The sequence below is a fragment of the Yersinia entomophaga genome, from assembly GCF_001656035.1.
In the GTDB taxonomy this organism is placed as follows: Bacteria; Pseudomonadota; Gammaproteobacteria; order Enterobacterales; family Enterobacteriaceae; genus Yersinia; species Yersinia entomophaga.
The window spans coordinates 232,685-253,067 of the sequence record NZ_CP010029.1; the positions used below are offsets into that span (position 1 = coordinate 232,685).

Sequence of the window (20,383 nt, forward strand, 5' to 3'; positions counted from 1 at the left end):
TCCGCCTGCGCGGAGTGTCATAAAACCATTATTTTCCGTAGCGAGACACGCGCTCAACCAGTAAATCAATAAAACCCTGCCGATCAATATCCATCAATATTTGCGTATTGGCCGGTTTTCCCGTCAATTGATAGAAATCCGTTACCGTCATGCCTTGCGTGTATTTGCCCTGAGTCTCTATTCCAACCCAACGGTCAACGCTTTGGAACAGCTCGGGAGCCAAGAGCCAGGCAATGGTGCAAGGATCGTGCAGTGGCGCACCTTTAAAGCCCCAGCGTTCCTGGCGATGATAAAGCATAAAGAAATCTAATAGACCGGCAACCACGTCGGCCACCGGATTGCCAAGCTGACGGAAACGTTCAATATCCTCGCTCATTACCTGCGCTTTATGGGTGACATCCAACCCGGCCATGGTCAGAGGAATGCCGGATTGGAATACCCGTTCGGCGGCCTCCGGGTCGACATAAATATTAAACTCTGCCGCTGGCGTCCAATTGCCCAACATCACCGAGCCGCCCATGATCACGATGCGTTCGATTTTTGGCGTCAGTTCGGTGTGACTGGCGAGGAATAAAGCGATATTGGTCAAAGGACCCGTGGCTACCAGCGTGACGGGACGCGGGCTGGCGCGCAGAACTCTGGCTATCAGTTCCACCGCATTTTCCGCTTGCGGCGCAAAATCTGGCTCAGGCAAAACCGGGCCATCCAGCCCACTTTCTCCGTGTACGTTATCGGCGATGATAAGTTCGCGAAGCAAAGGTTTTTGCGCCCCACCGGCCACGGGAATATCTCGACGTTTCAGCAAAGTCAAAATGCGCAGTGCATTACGCAGCGTTTTTTCCGGTGTTTGATTACCGGCGCTGGTGGTCACAGCTGCGATTTTCAGTTCGGGGGAGGCGAGAGCCAGAATCAGTGCCATGGCATCGTCATGGCCGGGATCACAATCGATAATAATAGAGCGGGACATAGGGTTTCCTCTTGTTGTTTCTATTTGTTGTCGACAATGGACAAAATAGTCAAAAGAGGCAATAAACGGCACTGAAAAACAAGAGGGGATATCCGAATCCTCCCCCGAAAGGGAGGATAATTATTGGCTAGGCCTTAGTGCAGAATCTTGGCGAGGAAGTCTTTCGCTCGCTCAGATTTAGGATTGTTGAAGAAATCGTCCTTATTACTGTCTTCGACAATTTTCCCTTCATCCATAAAGATCACCCGATGCGCCACTTTACGGGCAAAGCCCATTTCGTGAGTGACTACCATCATCGTCATGCCTTCGTGAGCCAGTTTGACCATGACGTCCAACACTTCATTGATCATTTCCGGATCGAGCGCCGAGGTCGGTTCGTCAAACAGCATGGCGATAGGGTCCATGCACAGCGCACGGGCGATGGCGACGCGTTGTTGCTGACCGCCGGAAAGTTGAGATGGGAATTTGTCGGCGTGAGTCGTTAACCCGACACGTTCCAGCAGTTTTAGCCCTTTTTCCCGCGAGGCGGCTTTATCGCGTTTCAATACTTTTACCTGCGCCAGCGTCAGGTTTTCGATGATCGATAAATGAGGAAACAGTTCGAAATGTTGGAAAACCATGCCGACTTTGGAACGCAGCTGAGCCAGATTGGTGCCTTTATCATTCACGGCGATACCGTTAACTAAAATATTGCCTTGCTGAATAGGTTCCAGCCCGTTGACGGTTTTAATCAGGGTGGACTTGCCTGAGCCTGAAGGACCGCAGACTACCACGACCTCACCTTTTTTAACTTCGGTGGAGCAGTCGCTCAAAACCTGAAAGTGACCATACCACTTAGAAACATTTTTCAGGGAAATCATCAAACAGTCCTTTTCTTCAAATAGTTAACCAGCATCGACGCCGCAATACTGATAACAAAATAAACCAAACCGGCGAACAGAACCATTTCGACCTGAGTACCGTCACGCTCACCGATGGTGGTCGCGGTGCGGAAGAAATCGGCCAGACTAAGCACATACACCAGCGATGTATCCTGGAATAGCACGATGCCCTGAGTGAGCAAGAGCGGAACCATCGCCCTAAATGCCTGAGGTAAAATAACCAGACGCATCGATTGGCCTTGGGTCATCCCTAAAGCCAGGGCGGCGGATGATTGTCCGCGGGAAATGCTTTGAATTCCCGCTCGGATAATTTCCGAGTAATACGCCGCTTCAAACAGGGAAAAGGCTACCATGGCTGAGATCAGCCGAATATCGGTTTTTGGCGATAGCCCAAGCACATTTTGTAATAAGCTTGGAACCACTAGATAGAACCACAGCAATACCATGACTAAAGGCACTGAACGGAATAGATTGACGTAAAGGGTGGCAAACCAGCTGATCGCTTTGATCGACGACAAACGCATCACCGCCAGTATGGTGCCCCACAGAATGCCGAAAACGATAGCAATAACGGTAATTTTGGCCGTAACGGCCAGCCCTTGTAGCAAATAAGGCATGCTGGGCGCGATGGAACTCCAGTCAAATTCGTACATTATTTACTCCCCAAATTGCCGGGTAACTGCACTTTCTTTTCCACCAATCGCATAATCAGCATGATAACGGCGTTAATTAAGACATAAGCCAACGTGATAGCCGTGAAGGATTCATAGGCATGCGCGGAATAATCCAGCAGTTTACCGGCCTGCGCCGCCATATCCACCAGACCTATAGTTGATGCAATCGCCGAGTTTTTTACCAGATTCAGCATTTCGGAAGTCATCGGCGGAATGATGACGCGATAGGCATTGGGCAATAATACATAGCGATAGGTTTGCGGCAGAGTCAGGCCCATCGCCAGCCCGGCGGCCTTTTGGCCTCGCGGCAGGGATTGAATACCGGCTCTAACCTGCTCACAGACGCGAGCCGCGGTGAACAGCCCAAGGCATAGCATGGAAGAAAGGAAAAACTGTATATTCGGGTCTAGCTCAGTTTTAAACCACATGCCGATATGGGTCGGCAGCAGTTCGGGAACCACCAGATACCAGGTAAAGAATTGCACAATGAGCGGGACGTTACGGAATAACTCCACGTAACAGGTACCGATTGATGACAGAAGCCGATTGGGGACGGTTCGTAAAATACCGAACAGGGAACCGACGAAAAAGGCAATAACCCATGCGCTCAACGACAGCGCAACCGTGACCTGAAAACCAGACCAGATCCAGCCTAGGTAGGTGGTGTTACCGAATGGGGCGGGTTGAAGGAAAATCCCCCAATTCCAGTCTATAGACATAGCTAACTCCCTTAAAAGGGTGGAGAAACCACCCTGAAGACTGATGATGAATAGCCGCACCGCGCTGACCAAAAGGAAACAAAAAAATGCGGAGTGGGGAACGGCCACCCCGCATCCTGTCTACCAAGCGGTCATCATCAATCACCAGGACAGCGTACTGCCCCGGATATTATTTTTAGTTCAATGCCTTGTCGTTAGGTTCTTTGAACAGCTTTTTCATGTCATCAGACAGAGAGAAATTCAGGTTCAGATTTTTCGGCGGGATAGGCTGCGTGAACCAGCGCTCAAAGGATTTGGTTGCTACGCCAGAAGTTTGCGCGTTGGCAATGGTTTCATCCATTAACGCTTTAAACTGCGGGTCATCTTTACGCAACATACACCCGTAGGCTTCCTGAGATTGCGGTGTACCTACAATCTCCCAATCCCCTGATTTCTTGGCTTTGGCGCGTTCACCGGCCAGCAGAGCGTCATCCATCATAAAGGCGACGGCGCGGCCGCTTTCCAGCGTACGGAAGGAATCACCGTGATCTTTGGCGCTGATAATGCGCATGTTCATTTTGTTTTCTTCGTTTAATTTGTTCAGCAGCACTTCAGAAGTGGTACCGGAAGTCACTACCACGGCTTTACCAGCCAAGTCTTTGAAATCTTTAACACCAGAGTCTTTTTTGGTCAGCAAACGGGTGCCAACCACGAAGATGGTATTGGAGAATGCGGCCTGTTTCTGGCGCTCGACATTATTGGTGGTGGAACCACACTCAAAATCAAAGGTGCCATTTTGCAGCAATGGAATACGATTTTGTGACGTCACGGGAATCAGCTTGACCTGTAAATCCGGCAGATTCAGTTTTTTCTTCACCGCATCGACGATCAGGTTGGAGTAGTCCTGTGAATAACCGACCACTTTCTGCTGATTATCGTAATAAGAGAAGGGAACGGAAGACTCACGATGGCCAACGACGATCACGCCGTTATCTTTGATTTTCTTCAGCGTGCCAGCCAGTTCTTCCGCATGGGCTACGCTACTTGCCATTCCAACTAACAGTAGCGATAACGCCAGTTTACGCATTTGCATGGTCCAACTCCTGTGATGTTATGGTGCTGCTTGATGTTGTGATGCTGAAATCGTCTTATCTGAATTGGGTATATGACGAAAAAATCATTACCGCTTTATTAACGAGCGATCTCTTCACTTACTTGTAACAGATTATCGCGATAAAAACGTATCTTGTTATATAAATGATATTAAAATGTTTGCTTTTTGAGACGGAAATCGCACCAAATAAAGGCAATTAAACAAAGATGCACCAAGTTCGTGCTGTAAATGCGCTAAATTTGTGCAATAAAACGGCCAGCCTTGGCTGAGAATAAGAAAACCGAGGAATAACGACCAGAATCACAAGGAATATTGCAAGGCGTGTGCCAATTGTGGCTCTCCCGCGGGAAACGGGAGAGAAAATGCGGGAAAAGGCGACTATTCGGTTGGAGTGATCTGTTGGGTAATAGCTAAATGGGCTTTAAACACCTCCAGCGCCGATGGAAGCTGTTCTTTTTTGAGCTGTTTTTCCGGGTTCCACAGCTCGGCAAAAGTAATGGCTCGGCCACAGTGAATAAAGACTTCGGTAACCTCGATCACCAGAACGCTGCGCGCGGGCTGCCCATTTTGTGCAAAGCGGTTGCACAGTTCTGGATCAACGCTGATCTTAGCGCGGCCATTTACTCGAAAACCTTCATTCCAGCCGGGAATCAGGAACAAAATACCGAGGAATGGGTTTTGCAGCAGATTACGGATGCCGTCCAGACGGTTATTTCCTGGGCGGTCCGGAAATAATAAGGTTTTATCGTCTTCAACATGCATAAAACCGGGTTCTCCTCCCTTAGGTGAACAGTCAACGCCGTTGGCACCAAAGGTACCTAAAATGGCGAAGGGAGAAGCAGCGATCAGCTTTCGGGCATAGCTATCGAGATGATCAATCTGCTTTTGCACCACGTTTTTATTAGGCGACGCATAGTGCTGACTCAACTGATCTTCAGTTGTCAGGATAAATTCTGGATTCAGTTGCATACAGTCTCAGTTAATGATTATGCTAATTATTCGTATTGATGAGAACGATAACAGCCGCCATGCCAATGCGCAATATTAACGCAATACGGGTAATAAGGCCGCAATCCGCTTAAACAGCGCTATTTTGATACAAATTTAGCAAACATCTCGTGCCGTAATGGCGTTAGCTTGATGAAATTTTTGATGTTTGACGGGGAAATGAATCGCCGCAACGCAGAGATGCTGCGGCGATTTTTTACGTTGAATGAACCAAGGATGCGTTCGGATCGATTAATTCTTACCTGAACGCGCGACGAAACCCAGTGTGATCACACCGAAAATCAGCGTAATCACCCAGAGTGGCCAGCCGCCAAAACGGGCATAAGGCGTCAGACCGGTGGTTGGTGTCACTTTCACTTCCAGCACCTCGCGCGTGAACTGCGGGATCTGAGCCAATACGTTACCGTCAGCTCCCACCGCAGCGGTGACGCCGTTGTTGGTGCTACGCAGCAGAGGACGACCCAGCTCCAGCGCTCTCATGCGCGCCATCTGGAAATGCTGCCATGGGCCGATGGAATGGCCAAACCAGGCGTCATTGGAAATGGTTAGCAGGAAATCCGAATTCGCTTTGAAATTATCTCTCACCTGTTGGCCCAGAATAATTTCGTAACAAATCGCCGCCGTCATATCAAAACCGGCTACGGTGACCTGTGGTTGCACATAGCTACCGCGGCTAAATGAAGACATTGGCAGGTTGAATAAGGGTGCCAGTGGCCGCAGCAGGGCTTCCAGCGGGACATATTCACCGAAAGGCACCAGATGATGTTTGCTGTAGCGATTTAGCGTCGGATATTGGTAGGGCTCTTTATCGCCGAGCACAATCAGGCTGTTAAAGAAACGGTAGCCATCCGGCGTATTGCGAGCGTCAACAATACCGGTAATCAGGCTACTGTGATTGGCGCGCATCAAGCTGTCCATCATGGTCAGGAAGGCAGTTTGATCGGTTTCAATATCGGGAATAGCGGATTCAGGCCAGATAATAATCGGCGCTTTGCCCATATAAGGTTGGCTGGCATTCAAATACACTTGCAGGGTATCGATCAGTGCCTTCGGGTCCCACTTTAACGATTGAGCAATATTACCTTGCACCATCGCCACATTCACAGCGCGTTCCGGCTGAGGGGTAAACCAGTGCCATTGGCGCAGCGGCCAGGGCAGCAGCAGTAATGCCGTAGCAATAACCGCTGGCAGCCAGCGTCGCTGGTGGATCGCATAAGCCAGTAATCCACTGATGGCGACCAGAATAAAGGTAACGCCATCGACGCCTAAAATCGGCGCAATGCCCTTCAGCGGCCCGTTAATCTGGGTATAACCGAACTGTAGCCAAGGGAAACCGGTCAGCACCCAGCCGCGTAAAAACTCGCTCAGTTGCCATAAGACAGGCGCGGCAATGGCTAAGCGCCACCAGGTAGGTTTCGGGCACAGGCGGGTTAGCGCACCGGCAAACAGCATGGTGTAGAGCGACAAATAGGCCGCCAGTAACACTACCAGGAATAGGTTGACCATCGTCGGCATACCGCCAAATTCGGCGATAGTGACATAAACCCAGTTTACGCCAGTGCCAAATAGCCCCATTCCCCAGATAAAACCGATAAAGGCAGACTGTCGAGTACTGCGATTTAAAGTCAGACTGAGTAAACCAAACAGGGATACCAGCGAGGCTGGCCAGAAATCGAAGGGGGAAAATGCCAGCGTACCGCTGGCACCAAAAAACAGCGCCAGTAGGGCGCGAACCCACTGGCGATTGAATAACGAAGCGTTAGCCATCGAGAATTTATTCTTCCAATTTCGGTTGTGGTGCATCATCCGGGATTTTAACGTGAACCTGAATAATACGTCGGCTATCAGCCATGGCAACTTTGAATAAATAACCTTCAATTTCAATGGTTTCACCGCGCGCAGGCAGATGACCAAAGGCTTGCATGACTAAACCACCGATCGTGTCCACTTCATCATCGTTAAAATGGGTATTGAACACTTCGTTAAAATCTTCGATTTGAGTCAATGCCCTGATGGTGTAGGTATGACGACTGAGCTGACGAACGTCGCGATCTTCTTCGTCATCGTACTCATCTTCAATTTCGCCAACGATCAGTTCCAGAATGTCTTCAATGGTAACCAGCCCAGAAACACCGCCAAACTCATCAATGACAATCGCCATATGATAACGTTGGGAGCGGAATTCCTTTAGCATCCGGTCGACACGCTTGCTCTCCGGCACGACAACTGCCGTCCGTAACACTTTGTCGATGCTGAACGGTTCGGAATCTGTGCGCATAAACGGCAGCAAATCCTTGGCCATCAGGATGCCTTCAATGTGATCTTTATCTTCACTGATCACCGGGAAGCGGGAGTGGGCGGATTCAATAATCACATCCAGGCACTCATCCAGCGTTTGGTTACGCTTGAGTGTGACCATTTGAGAGCGAGGGATCATAATATCCCGCACGCGCTGCTCGGCAATGTCCATGACGCCTTCCAGCATGTCACGGGTATCGGGATCGATCAGATCGTTCTGTTCTGAGTCACGGATAAGCTCGACCAGATCGCCACGGTTTTTAGGTTCGCCGTGGAACAATTGGTTAAGGATAAGAGTAAAGAACCCTTTCTTGGGACTGGGGCTATCATTGTTTTGTGAATGGTCGTCGCTCATGGCGTTTTAGTTAAGTTTACTCATGTTAAGTATTGTCATTATCAGCAGCGTAAATAGCACGCTGCCAACGCATTATTCGGGGTCTTTTTCTGAAAGATACGGGTCCGGATAACCCAGACTTTGCATGATTTCAGTTTCAATCGACTCCATTTCTTCGGCTTCGTCATCGACGATGTGGTCATACCCTAGCAGATGAAGACTGCCGTGAACAACCATATGCGCCCAATGGGCCAATACGGCTTTATTCTGTTCAACGGCTTCCTGTTCAACCACTTGGCGGCAAATGATCAAATCGCCCAACAGCGGCAATTCTATTTCAGGCGGTGCTTCGAAGGGAAAGGATAGTACGTTGGTTGACTTATCTTTACCACGATAGGTCAAATTCAGTTCATGACTTTCCGCATCGTCAACCACTCGAATAGTGACTTCAGACTCTTCCTGAAACTGAGGCAATACGGCTTCCAGCCAGCGTTGGAAGTCGGCTTCAGTTGGCAAACCCTGACTGTTTTCACAGGCAATCTGTAAATCTAATATAACCTGGCTCACTGAGCCTCCTGCTCTGACGGGGTGTGGTTTTCACGCTTGCGTTGCTCGGCGCTGGCGTCTTTACGTTTTTGTTCTGCTGCTTCCCAGGCTTCATAGGCGATAACTACCCGAGCCACCACAGGATGCCGCACTACGTCTTCACTGTGGAAGAAGTTGAAGCTGAGTTCCTCTACGTCCGACAGTACTTCTATGGCATGGCGCAAACCCGATTTCTGATGGCGAGGTAAATCGATTTGGGTGATATCGCCAGTGATGACCGCTTTGGAGTTAAAACCTATTCGGGTGAGAAACATCTTCATCTGTTCGATAGTGGTGTTCTGGCTTTCATCCAGAATGATAAACGCATCATTGAGCGTTCGGCCGCGCATATAGGCCAGCGGCGCAACTTCAATCACATTGCGTTCAATCAGTTTTTCTACGCGCTCGAAACCCAGCATTTCAAACAGGGCGTCGTAAAGCGGCCGCAGATAGGGATCGACTTTCTGGCTGAGATCGCCGGGCAGAAAGCCCAGTTTTTCTCCGGCCTCAACCGCCGGACGAGTCAGCAGAATACGGCGCACGTTCTGTCGTTCCAGCGCATCTACCGCCGCCGCAACCGCCAAATAGGTTTTACCCGTACCGGCAGGGCCGATACCGAAAGTAATATCGTGGTCGAGAATATTGGCAATGTATTGCGCCTGATTTGGTGTACGAGGCTTCACCATGCCGCGCTTGGTGCGGATATTTACCGCTTTACCGTAATCGGGGACGCTTTCTGCCGTTTGCTCCAGCACCCGGCTTTCTTTCACTGCCAGGTGGATGTGTTCTGGATCGATATCAGGAACGACGCCGCGAATCGGTGCGGTGTCTACGTAGAGGTGGCGCAGGATTTCTGCTGCCGCATTGACGCAGATGTTCTTACCGACCAGCTTAAAACGGTTATCGCGGCGATTGATTTCAATGCCCAACCGGCGTTCAAGCTGTTTGATGTTGTCATCAAAAGGGCCGCACAGGCTCAGCAAACGCTGATTGTCGGTGGGCTCAAGCAGGATTTCTTGTGTCGTTACGTGCAAATTGTTTCTCTGAGTCACTGAGTTTCTCTAGGTCACGTCGGGCCGGTTGATATTGATTCACATAAGGCGAGTATTTCTTTTCCGTTATGCCTGATATCAATAATACATGTCATTCCGGAATTATTCATGGTGAGCGCAGTGGACGCAAGCCCACTGCTTGTCTATCTGTGCGATGGTGCGCAAAAATCACGCGTCCCACGGGCTGATGGCCTTCAATGATTCAGTTTGTGAATTTTTGAAAGAAAATCATCAAAAGTCATTGGGTCAGACTAAGGGTGGTATTGCACTACGCCAAGGTCATTTTCCTTGCGGGTACGGGCAATCACCGACTGCGGCGATTCTACGCTGCGTAAATCCATTTGATCTTCGGTCCGTACCACCACGCCGCGCAGAGAGTTGGTGTAGACATCAACAATGTCGACATCGACGAATTTACCGATCATCTCCGGCGAGCCTGCGAAATTCACAATGCGGTTATTCTCAGTGCGGCCAGCCAGTTCCATTACGTCTTTGCGTGAGGTGCCTTCCACCAATACCCGCTGGACGGTGCCAATCATCGCCTGGCTGAAATTCATAGCCTGCTGAGTAATACGATCTTGCAAAATATGCAGCCGCTGCTTTTTCTCTTCGTCGGAAACATCATCCGGCAAATCTGCCGCCGGCGTTCCGGGACGTGAAGAGTAGATAAAGCTGTAGCTCATATCAAAATTCACTTCCGCAACCAGCTTCATGGTTTGCTCAAAATCGGCCTGAGTTTCACCGGGGAAACCCACGATAAAATCGGAGCTGATATGAATATCCGGGCGAGCCTTGCGTAATTTCCGAATGATAGATTTGTATTCCAACGCGGTATGGGCGCGTTTCATCATGGTTAGAATACGATCCGAACCGCTTTGTACCGGCAAATGCAGGAAGCTAACCAATTCAGGCGTATCTTCATACACTGCGATAATATCATCGGTAAATTCGATAGGATGGCTGGTGGTGAAACGAATGCGATCTATACCATCAATCGCAGCTACCAGACGTAACAGTTCGGCAAAACTACAGATATTGCCGTCATAGGTAGCCCCGCGGTAGGCATTAACGTTCTGACCGAGCAGATTGACTTCCCGCACGCCTTGAGCCGCTAACTGAGCGATTTCAAACAGCACGTCATCACTTGGCCGGCTGACCTCTTCCCCTCGGGTGTAAGGTACTACGCAGAAGGTGCAGTACTTATTGCAGCCTTCCATGATGGAAACAAAGGCGGTAGGACCTTCGGCGCGAGGTTCCGGTAAACGGTCAAATTTTTCTATTTCAGGGAAACTGATATCAACAATCGGACTTCGGGTTCCCTGAACGTGGTTGAGCATTTCCGGCAGGCGATGCAAAGTTTGCGGCCCGAAAATAACGTCTACGCAAGGCGCACGCTGGCGAATATGTTCACCTTCCTGAGAGGCCACACAGCCACCCACGCCAATGATTAACTGCGGATTGGTTTCTTTCAACTGCTTCCAACGCCCCAGCAGCGCGAAGACTTTCTCCTGCGCCTTTTCGCGAATGGAGCAGGTATTGAGCAACAGTAAATCAGCTTCTTCAGGCACATCGGTTAACTCATAACCGTGCGTGCTGGCCAGGAGGTCTACCATTTTAGACGAATCATATTCGTTCATTTGGCAGCCCCAGGTTTTGATATGGAGTTTTTTTGTCATTGGGTTTTATTTTGCTCCGAGCGGTGTGAATAGCGCAAAGACTGAGTTCTTGTGGGGTATTGTAGTCATTTGGCCGGAGTGAAACCAGTGCGGGAAGTCTGAGTTAACCTGCAGTGTTAAGGAAAAATCCGGTACACTGACGTCAGAAAAAATGCCCAAAATGGTGGGCGTAACCTCAATTTTTTGAAGCGTAGCCGAAATGAAAAAATCTCAACAAAGTTACGATGTTGTCGTGGTAGGGGGCGGAATGGTCGGTGCAGCAGCGGCATTAGGGCTGGCGCAACGCGGCTGGTCGGTGGCGCTACTGGAGCATGAAGCACCGCCGGTATTTGATAGCCAAAGCGCGCCGGATCTGCGGATTTCCGCCATTGGCTGTACCTCGGTAGGCTTGCTAAAGCAGCTGGGGGCCTGGCAACGAGTGCAGGAAATGCGTTATGCCCCTTATCGTCGCCTGGAAACTTGGGAAATGCCCGGCTCTAAAGTGGTATTCGATGCGGCATCTTTGTCACTGCCCGAACTGGGTTTTATGGTGGAAAATCGGGTTTTACAGTTGGCGCTGTGGCAACAGATCGATGAGTGCACAAATTTAACGCTACTGTGCCCGTCACGCTTACAAAGCATGGTAAGAGTGGAACAACATTGGCAGCTCACGTTAGACACACAGGAGCAGCTACAGGCGCGTTTGGTGGTAGGTGCCGATGGGGCGAATTCTCTGGTTCGCCGTTTAGCCGGTATTGGCACCAGCGGCTGGCAATATCGTCAGTCTTGTATGTTGATTACCGTAGATACCGGCGCGCCGGCGCAGGATGTAACCTGGCAGCAATTTTTTCCTTCCGGGCCGCGAGCGTTTTTGCCGTTGTTTGATAATTGGGCTTCGCTGGTGTGGTACGACAGTCCGCAACGCATCCGCCAGTTGCAAAGTCTGCCTCTGGCACAGTTGAATCAGGAAATTGCAGCCGCATTTCCTGAGCGTCTGGGGCGAGTGAATGCGATTGCCGCCGGTTCCTTCCCGTTAACCCGTCGTCATGCGCAACGCTATGTGCAATCAGGATTAGTGTTGTTGGGGGATGCGGCTCATACCATCAACCCGCTGGCCGGGCAGGGGGTTAATTTGGGCTATCGCGACGTGGATGCATTGCTGGATGTGATGAATGAGGCGCGAGAGTTGGCCGAGCCTTGGGATAGCGAAACCGTATTGCTGCGTTATCAACGTAAACGGCGTACCGACAATCTGATGATGCAAAGCGGAATGGATTTATTCTACACCGCGTTCAGCAATGATTTACCGCCGGTGAAAATGGTCCGTAATCTGGCATTGATTGCCGCCCAGCGAGCAGGAAAATTAAAAGAACATGCGTTGAAATACGCCCTGGGATTATAACAATCTCTTTCCGAGCGGCTTATCAACAACAGATAGGCCGCTGAACCCTCGAATATTTCCCGCTGGTTTCTCTAACTTGTTCGTTCTGCGAACCATCCAGTTTGGATAATTTATCAAAAACAGAAAAGCAAAAAGCCCGCCGAAGCGAGCTTTTCTAAATATGGCTGGGGTACCAGGATTCGAACCTGGGATGCTGGAATCAGAATCCAGTGCCTTACCGCTTGGCGATACCCCAAAAGATGGTGGCTACGACGGGAATCGAACCTGTGACCCCAGCATTATGAGTGCTGTGCTCTAACCAGCTGAGCTACGTAGCCATCTTTAAATCTTTTAAAACAAGAAATTGTATGGCTGGGATACCAGGATTCGAACCTGGGAATGCCAGGATCAAAACCTGGTGCCTTACCGCTTGGCGATATCCCAACTGATATACAATTCTTTTTAATCACAACTTAAGTTTGACAGTATTCCATTTCAGAGAAATGGCTGGGATACCAGGATTCGAACCTGGGAATGCCAGGATCAAAACCTGGTGCCTTACCGCTTGGCGATATCCCATCTACTGTGACAACCGATGAAAATGGTGCGGGAGGCGAGACTTGAACTCGCACACCTTGCGGCGCTAGAACCTAAATCTAGTGCGTCTACCAATTTCGCCACTCCCGCATACATGAAAAAAGATGGTGGCTACGACGGGAATCGAACCTGTGACCCCAGCATTATGAGTGCTGTGCTCTAACCAGCTGAGCTACGTAGCCATCTTTTTTCTGCACAACCTTCATCGGCGTTGCGGGGCGCATTATGCGTATATGGCCGATTTGCGTCAACTAGTTTTTTCCCTAAAAAGCGCTGAAAGGGTTCGTTTGTTTGGCTTGTGAACAGTCTGGCGATAAATTAGGCAATTATAGAGATTCATTGTTGAATTTTACGACAAAATAAAAGGTTAAAAGCGGCAGGTCTATTGACTTGCGGGGGAATTAAGTAAGCGAATTTTCGGTGAAAGAAACAGGACGACCCAAAGGCCGCCCTGTTGAACGCTATTGACGAGGTTCGCTGCGCTGAATGAGGCAACAGAAACCGCAAACTATGACTTATATGCATCCTGATGCACGCCTACGGCACGGCCGGATGGGTCATCCATATTTTTAAAGGATTCATCCCACTCAATGGCTTTTGCTGATGAACAGGCCACTGATGGTCCGCCCGGCACGCATTCCGCTGCGCTTGGCAGTGGGAATAACTCTTCAAAGATCACGCGATACAAATAAGCTTCTTTCGAATTTGGCGTGTTGTAAGGGAAACGGAAATGAGCGGTTTCCAGTTGTTGATCGGTAACTTGCTCTGCCGCCATTGCTTTTAACGAGTCGATCCAGCTATAGCCGACTCCGTCGGAGAATTGCTCTTTCTGACGCCAGGCCACGCTGTGAGGCAGATCCGCAGAGAAACATTCGCGCAGAATATGTTTCTCCATTTTTCCATTTCCGCACATTTTATCCTGCGGATTAATACGCATCGCCACGTCGAGGAAGTTTTTATCCAGGAAGGGCACGCGAGCTTCTACGCCCCAGGCGGACATAGCTTTGTTGGCGCGAGCGCAGTCATACATATGCAGAGCCAGCAATTTACGTACGGTTTCTTCGTGCAACTCTTTGGCATTTGGCGCTTTATGGAAATAGAGATAGCCGCCGAAGACCTCATCGGAACCCTCGCCGGATAGAACCATCTTAATGCCCATTGCTTTGATTTTACGTGACATCAAATACATTGGCGTTGAGGCGCGAATGGTCGTTACGTCATAGGTTTCAATGTGATAAATCACATCGCGAATCGCATCCAGCCCTTCCTGCACGGTGAAATGAATTTCGTGATGCACGGTGCCTAAATGGTTCGCTACTTCCTGCGCGGCTTTCAGATCCGGCGATCCCACCAGACCGACGGCGAAGGAATGCAGCTGCGGCCACCAGGCTTCGCTACGCTCATCGTCTTCTACCCGACGGGCGGCAAATTTCTTGGTAATTGCCGAAATTACTGAGGAATCCAGCCCACCAGAAAGCAGAACGCCGTAAGGCACATCTGACATCAGGTGAGTTTTCACCGCTTCTTCCAGCGCGTTGGCCAACTGATTTTTATCGGTAACGTTGTCTTTTACATTTTCGTAATCGAACCAGTCACGGTGGTAATACTCGCGAATTTCTCCGTCCTGACTCCATAAATAGCTACCGGCAGGGAATTCTTTAATCGTGCGGCATACCGGAACCAGCGCTTTCATTTCAGAAGCCACGAACATATTGCCGTGCTCATCATGGCCCATATACAGCGGAATAATCCCCATATGATCGCGGCCAATCAGGTACGCGTTTTTCTCGGCGTCATACAGGATAAAGGCAAACATTCCTTGCAGATCGTCAAGGAAATCAGGGCCTTTTTCCTGATACAGCGCCAGAATGACTTCGCAGTCTGAACCGGTCTGAAACTCAAAGTGGTCGCCATACTGTTGACGCAACGCCTGATGGTTATAAATCTCGCCGTTAACCGCCAGCACATGAGTACGCGCGGTGTTATACAGCGGCTGAGCACCTGCGTTAACGTCCACAATAGACAAACGCTCATGGGCTAAAATAGCGTTATCACCGGCATAAATCCCGGACCAATCCGGCCCGCGGTGGCGCATCAATCGCGACATTTCCAATGCAGTTTTGCGTAATTCGATTGGATCGGTTTTTAGATCGAGCACCCCGAAAATAGAACACATAATTATCTCCCTAACTTCTTTAGCCTGTGGCGGTGATGATGTTGATGTTGTGTTTGTCGTTACGCTTGGGTGGAACGACTCCATCCCCTTAATTTTTCACGCTGCAATATGAAATTTTTCAGGTATGTAACGACGAGTAATAAGAAAAATATGCAAAAAACACGCCAATATAGAAGGTTGTTGTTTTGTGAATTTTGGCGGTGTGGAAAATATGCATTACAAGAAAATGCGCCAAAAGGGGGAGTTAATGCAAGAACTTTGGTGCAACGCACCAAAAAAGGGAATCCCTGGCATTTTTCACGCCGCAGCGGCGTTGGCGCTTTCGCCCCCCTAATCACTTAGTTGGCTAATGGATTCATTTCATTGCCGCCTTGTTGCAACACGAAATCCATGGGGGAGTGGATGAATTTGAACTGTTGATAAAGCTAATGATTAGGGCGAATGTGGTGATGGGATCGTAGTGGCGTGAGCCACCGGAGCCCCCTTGTTGCGGTAGGCCCGGGTAACTCGAACGGTTACATTGTTCAGATCACCGTGGCATTGAGTGCTTTCTTCAACCCGTCCTTGAACTGGAGTGAGCGTTCAGGAATTGAGAGTGATAGGCGATTAACGGGGCTGGTTTCTAGGCAAAATATGGCAATGGACTGTATTGCAATAACGAATAAAAGAAGTGGCGGCTGCTTTGCCGCCATCATCTTTAGGAATGCTTAGATAATATCTATATCTTCTACTGATGGATAAACGTAGCTTGGACGGAAAGGCATAGCCTCAATGTCGTCCAGCGTTGAAACACCGGACAAAACCAAAATCGTTTCCAAACCGGCCTGGAAGCCAGCCAGAATATCGGTACGCAGATTATCACCAATAATCACGGTATTTTCCGAATGACCCTGCATCTTATTCAGCGCAGCCCGGATAATCCACGGGCTAGGCTTGCCGACGTAAAACGGCTTACGGCCAGATATTTTCTCAATCGGCGCGCAAAGAGCGCCGCAGGCCGGTGCAAAGCCGCGCGCGTGGGTATCCGGATTGGTCGCGATAAAACGTGCGCCGTTGGCCACGAAGAACGCCGCCTTATGCATCATTTCCCAGTTGTAGGAGCGGGTTTCACCCACAATCACAAAGTCAGGATTGATATCGGTGATGGTAAATCCTGCTTTATATAGCTCGTGAATTAATGCGCCTTCGCCCACCACATAGGCTTTTTTACCTTCCTGACGTCGCAGAAAATCTGCAGTAGCCATTGCCGAGGTATAAAACGCGCTTTCCGGCACTTCCAGCCCTGCAGCCGCAAAGCGGTTAGCCAGATCCTGAGCGGTTTGCGAAGGGTAGTTAGTGAGGATCACCAGCGGCATTCCCTCATGCTGAATTCGAGCCAGAAAAGCGTCAGCACCGGGAACGGCGGTGTTGTCATGCAACAACACGCCGTCGATATCACAGATAACGTTTTTAATTGTCATTGTTTTCATTACTCATTAGCACGGCAAGGTGCCACTATAACATGCAGGCTAAAGGAATGAGCAGGCAGATAAACGGAAACTTAATGCCGTTCAGCTGCCGAAAAAGTGAGGAATCAGTTTTCGAGTAAACGCTGTAATAGAACGCCGTTCAGCATGGCGCGTTTGGCCAAGGCGAAAGCGCCGATAGCAGAGCCATGGTCTAACTGGGAAGTCACCACCGGCAGATTTTTGCGGAAATCTTTTAGCACCTGATTGTTGATGCAGCTTTGAATCGCCGGTAGCAACACTTTTTCGGCTTCGATTATCTCGCCGGCAATCACCACTTTCTGCGGATTAAACAGGTTGATCACCATAGAAATGGCTTTGCCGAGGTAACGACCTACGTGCTCCAGTACCTCACAGGCCAACAGATCACCGCGATTGCTCGCCTTACAAATGGCGCTGATATTGCAGTCTTCCAGCGTAAGTTTGCTCGCATAGCCTTGAGTCAATAAGTGACGCACCCGATTTTCGATGGCGGCGTTGGACGCCACGGTTTCCAGACAGCCAAAATTACCGCAGTAGCAGCGTTCGCCTAAAGGATCGATTTGAATATGGCCGATTTCACCGACGTTTCCGTTGCTGCCGAGGAAAATCTGGCTGTTAACAATAATACCGGCACCGGTTCCGCGATGCAGACGCACCAATACGGAGTCTTCGCAGTCTTTGGTTGCGCCAAAGTAGTGTTCCGCCAAGGCCAAACTGCGGATATCGTGACCGACAAAACTGGGCACGTTGAAACGTTCTTGTAAATTGTCCACCAACGGCCAGTTATCAACACTGATATGCGGCATATAGCGCACCACGCCTGTATCAGGATCGACCAGACCCGGCAGAATGACCGCAATAGCAATCAGTTCACGCAGCTTGCGCTGAAATTGCTCAATAAACTGGCTGATGATATTAAACAGCGCGTGTTCCAGCGTTTCTTGGGTACGTTCCGGCAGTGGGTAATGTTCTTCACCGAGAGATTTTCCGCTCATATCATACAACGTGATAGTTGCGTCATGGCGGCCTAAACGGACGGCAATAGTATGGAACTGGCGGTTTTCCGTTACGATAGAAATTGCGCGGCGACCGCCGGTGGAGGCTTGCTGATCGACTTCTTTGATCAGCCCACGCTCCAACAGCTGGCGAGTAATTTTAGTGACGCTGGCAGGGGCGAGATGGCTGAGATCGGCTATTTGAATGCGCGATATCGGGCCTTGCTGGTCAATGAGCCGATAAACCACGGCGCCATTGAGTTGCTTCACAAGATCCACGTTGCCAATTTGTGCCTGTCCGCCGGTGCTCATCAATAAATTTACTCGCTTTGTGTCAAACTTCGTTGCCGTTAACGATAGTTTTGGTGATTTTATAATCGCGGGTAAAGGCAGTCAGGTTGGCCACTTTGCCGATTTCAATGCTCCCTAACTGCTTCTCCACGCCGATAGCGCGGGCCGCATACAGTGTTGCCATGCGCAGTGCTTCATCCAGTGGAATGCCTACATGCTCGACGCTATTTTGCACAGCTTCAATCATCGTTAGCGCGGAGCCACTCAGGGTTCCGTTTTCATCCACGCATAGTCCATCGCGATAGTATATTGTTTTGCCCGCAAAAATGAACTCTTCAATGTCAGCACCGGCTGGCGCTGTGGCGTCGGTCACTAGCACCAACTTCTCGCCTTTCAGCCGTTTCGCGTTGCGAATACTGGCCCAGGCAACGTGATGACCATCGGCGATCACGCCGGTATACACTTCTGGCGTGTCGAAGATCGCACCCATCAGACCCGGTTCGCGGCCAGTGATATATGGCATGGCATTATACAAGTGGGTCGCAAAACTGATACCCGCGCCAAAACCGACTCGCGCCTGCTGATAAGTGGCATTCGAGTGACCGGCAGAAACTATAATGCCAGCGTCTGCCAACTGACGGATATATTTGGCTTCCACCATTTCTGGCGCCAGCGTGACCTTGGTAATGACGTCCGCATTGGCACACAGATAATCGATCATTGCCGCATCAGGTTTACGAATAAATGCTGGGTTATGCGTTCCCTTTTTTAACGGGCTTAAATAAGGTCCTTCCAGATGCAGGCCGAGAGCCTGATTCTGATGTTTTTCCAGATAGGCACGCATCACATTGACGGCGTGCTTCATATAATCGTCGCTGCAGGTAATCAGCGTTGGCAGATAGCTGGTACAGCCGGATTTCTCATTGGCACGCTGCATGATTTCCAGCGTCTGTTCGGAGATAGCTTCAAGAGAATCGTTAAACTGCACGCCACCGCAACCATTCAATTGAACATCGATAAAACCGGGGGCTAGGATGGCGCCACCCAGATCGCGCTGTTCGATATCGGCAGGCACTTCAGCCAGCGGACAAATGCGTTCAATCAAACCGTCAGCCACGACTACAGCGTGATTATCCAGTATTTCATGGCCGGTATAAATGCGACCGTGTGTTAAAGCATACATCGGAGCCCCCTGAGACTATTAAAGATCTTTAACGTTTTCTGCTTCTAATTCAGTGAAGTATTTTACGGTTTTTACTTTCAATTCCATAGTAGAAGCTTCGTCGCACACCATCACGGCTTTGGCATGCAGTTGCAGGCAGCTAATGGTCCACATATGGTTGATATTGCCTTCTACCGCCGCTTGCAACGCCAGCGCTTTAGCGTGACCTGTCACCAGAATCATCACTTCTTCCGCGTCCAGCAAAGTTCCCACACCGACGGTCAGTGCGTATTTAGGCACGAGGCTTGCATCGCCACCGAAGAAGCGGGAATTCGCGATGCGAGTTTCCTGCGTCAGGGTTTTGATTCGGGTGCGGGAGGCCAGTGAAGAAGCCGGTTCGTTAAACGCGATATGACCGTCGTTACCTACGCCACCCATGAACAGGTTAATTTTACCGTAGGACTTAATTTTCTCTTCGTAACGACGACATTCTTCATCCACATCAGGGGCGTTGCCGTTAAGCAAGTTGATGTTTTCCTGTGGGATATCCACATGGTCAAAGAAATTCTGATACATGAAGGTGTGATAGCTTTCCGGATGATCGGTTGGCAAACCTACGTATTCATCCATGTTGAAAGTCACGACATGCTTGAAACTAACTTCACCAGCTTTATGCATTGCAATCAAATGCTTGTACGCTTCCAGCGGAGTGCCGCCGGTAGGCAGACCCAGCACAAAAGGACGCTCCGCGGTCGGTTTGAACGCATTGATGCGGCTAACGATATGTCGTGCTGCCCATTTGCCGACTTCTGCGGGAGTTTTCAGTGGGATAAGTCTCATCATGCACCTCATGGTTTAGTCAAAAATGTCTATACTGTACGCGGTTTGAATCGGTGATCTAAGGGTAACTCAGATTTTGATTCGCGCTTTGGTACAATGCTATGTTGATTTTTCGGATGATAAAATAAGTTTTGTGTCGTGGCTAGCAGATTGGTGTTTTTTGACTGGTTTTTGGTGACTGTTATCAC

General features: G+C 49.7%; 17 protein-coding genes and 6 tRNA genes. 1 reads left to right on the plus strand and 22 read right to left on the minus strand.

Features of this window, described 5'->3' with window-relative positions:
- Positions 1–28 precede the first annotated feature (28 nt).
- The 11 genes from rihA to miaB all read right to left on the minus strand — a co-directional run bounded on the left by rihA (position 29) and on the right by miaB (position 11,287).
- Positions 29–967 (minus strand): pyrimidine-specific ribonucleoside hydrolase RihA, encoded by a 939-nt coding sequence (gene rihA, locus PL78_RS01170; RefSeq protein WP_064512444.1) that lies wholly within the window; start codon positions 965–967, stop codon positions 29–31.
- A gap of 134 nt (positions 968–1,101) precedes the next feature.
- Positions 1,102–1,827, minus strand: a complete 726-nt coding sequence (locus PL78_RS01175; protein WP_064512446.1) for an amino acid ABC transporter ATP-binding protein — start codon at positions 1,825–1,827, stop codon at positions 1,102–1,104.
- Positions 1,827–2,501, minus strand: coding sequence for a glutamate/aspartate ABC transporter permease GltK (gene gltK / locus PL78_RS01180; protein WP_064512449.1), 675 nt, complete (start codon positions 2,499–2,501; stop codon positions 1,827–1,829). Before gltK ends, PL78_RS01175 begins: the two co-directional genes overlap by 1 nt.
- Entirely contained in the window at positions 2,501–3,241 is a 741-nt protein-coding gene (locus tag PL78_RS01185) for an amino acid ABC transporter permease (protein WP_049596778.1), read from the minus strand. Before PL78_RS01185 ends, gltK begins: the two co-directional genes overlap by 1 nt.
- 175 nt (positions 3,242–3,416) lie before the next feature.
- Positions 3,417–4,313 carry an amino acid ABC transporter substrate-binding protein gene (locus PL78_RS01190; protein WP_064512450.1) on the minus strand — a complete coding sequence of 299 codons (897 nt, stop codon included), beginning with the start codon at positions 4,311–4,313 and terminating at the stop codon, positions 3,417–3,419.
- Positions 4,314–4,712: 399 nt separating this feature from the next.
- Positions 4,713–5,303 (minus strand): MSMEG_1061 family FMN-dependent PPOX-type flavoprotein, encoded by a 591-nt coding sequence (locus PL78_RS01195; RefSeq protein ID WP_064512451.1) that lies wholly within the window; start codon positions 5,301–5,303, stop codon positions 4,713–4,715.
- 270 nt (positions 5,304–5,573) lie between these two features.
- Positions 5,574–7,109 carry an apolipoprotein N-acyltransferase gene (gene lnt, locus PL78_RS01200; RefSeq protein ID WP_064512452.1) on the minus strand — a complete coding sequence of 512 codons (1,536 nt, stop codon included), beginning with the start codon at positions 7,107–7,109 and terminating at the stop codon, positions 5,574–5,576.
- 7 nt (positions 7,110–7,116) lie between these two features.
- On the minus strand, positions 7,117–7,995 hold the full coding sequence (gene corC, locus PL78_RS01205; RefSeq protein ID WP_049596774.1) for a CNNM family magnesium/cobalt transport protein CorC: 879 nt from the start codon (positions 7,993–7,995) through the stop codon (positions 7,117–7,119).
- 72 nt (positions 7,996–8,067) lie between these two features.
- A complete protein-coding gene (gene ybeY / locus PL78_RS01210) occupies positions 8,068–8,541 on the minus strand; it encodes an rRNA maturation RNase YbeY (protein ID WP_049596773.1) in 474 nt (157 codons plus the stop codon).
- Entirely contained in the window at positions 8,538–9,611 is a 1,074-nt protein-coding gene (locus PL78_RS01215; protein ID WP_179207957.1) for a PhoH family protein, read from the minus strand. Before PL78_RS01215 ends, ybeY begins: the two co-directional genes overlap by 4 nt.
- A 251-nt stretch (positions 9,612–9,862) precedes the next feature.
- Positions 9,863–11,287 (minus strand): tRNA (N6-isopentenyl adenosine(37)-C2)-methylthiotransferase MiaB, encoded by a 1,425-nt coding sequence (gene miaB, locus PL78_RS01220; RefSeq protein ID WP_064512456.1) that lies wholly within the window; start codon positions 11,285–11,287, stop codon positions 9,863–9,865.
- Between the two features lie 199 nt (positions 11,288–11,486).
- On the opposite strand from miaB, the gene ubiF reads away from it, so the two are divergent.
- Positions 11,487–12,668 carry a 3-demethoxyubiquinol 3-hydroxylase gene (gene ubiF, locus PL78_RS01225; RefSeq protein WP_064512458.1) on the plus strand — a complete coding sequence of 394 codons (1,182 nt, stop codon included), beginning with the start codon at positions 11,487–11,489 and terminating at the stop codon, positions 12,666–12,668.
- Between the two features lie 161 nt (positions 12,669–12,829).
- Here ubiF and PL78_RS01230 read toward each other — a convergent pair.
- The 11 genes from PL78_RS01230 to nagB all read right to left on the minus strand — a co-directional run bounded on the left by PL78_RS01230 (position 12,830) and on the right by nagB (position 20,195).
- Positions 12,830–12,903 (minus strand) — tRNA-Gln (locus PL78_RS01230).
- Between the two features lie 5 nt (positions 12,904–12,908).
- A tRNA-Met gene (locus PL78_RS01235) sits at positions 12,909–12,985 on the minus strand.
- A gap of 31 nt (positions 12,986–13,016) precedes the next feature.
- Positions 13,017–13,091: transfer RNA gene (locus PL78_RS01240), tRNA-Gln, on the minus strand.
- Between the two features lie 60 nt (positions 13,092–13,151).
- Positions 13,152–13,226: transfer RNA gene (locus PL78_RS01245), tRNA-Gln, on the minus strand.
- Between the two features lie 23 nt (positions 13,227–13,249).
- A tRNA-Leu gene (locus PL78_RS01250) sits at positions 13,250–13,334 on the minus strand.
- Positions 13,335–13,349: 15 nt separating this feature from the next.
- Positions 13,350–13,426: transfer RNA gene (locus tag PL78_RS01255), tRNA-Met, on the minus strand.
- A 326-nt stretch (positions 13,427–13,752) separates the two neighbouring features.
- Positions 13,753–15,420 carry an asparagine synthase B gene (gene asnB / locus PL78_RS01260; protein WP_064512460.1) on the minus strand — a complete coding sequence of 556 codons (1,668 nt, stop codon included), beginning with the start codon at positions 15,418–15,420 and terminating at the stop codon, positions 13,753–13,755.
- Positions 15,421–16,127: 707 nt separating this feature from the next.
- The gene (locus PL78_RS01265; protein ID WP_064512462.1) at positions 16,128–16,880 is read right to left on the minus strand and encodes an HAD-IIA family hydrolase; all 753 of its coding nucleotides are present in this window, start codon (positions 16,878–16,880) and stop codon (positions 16,128–16,130) included.
- 113 nt (positions 16,881–16,993) lie between these two features.
- Positions 16,994–18,214 carry a DNA-binding transcriptional regulator NagC gene (gene nagC, locus PL78_RS01270; RefSeq protein ID WP_064512464.1) on the minus strand — a complete coding sequence of 407 codons (1,221 nt, stop codon included), beginning with the start codon at positions 18,212–18,214 and terminating at the stop codon, positions 16,994–16,996.
- Between the two features lie 22 nt (positions 18,215–18,236).
- A complete protein-coding gene (nagA, locus tag PL78_RS01275; protein WP_064512465.1) occupies positions 18,237–19,376 on the minus strand; it encodes an N-acetylglucosamine-6-phosphate deacetylase in 1,140 nt (379 codons plus the stop codon).
- Positions 19,377–19,394: 18 nt separating this feature from the next.
- Positions 19,395–20,195 (minus strand): glucosamine-6-phosphate deaminase, encoded by an 801-nt coding sequence (gene nagB / locus PL78_RS01280; protein ID WP_064512466.1) that lies wholly within the window; start codon positions 20,193–20,195, stop codon positions 19,395–19,397.
- Positions 20,196–20,383 lie beyond the last annotated feature (188 nt).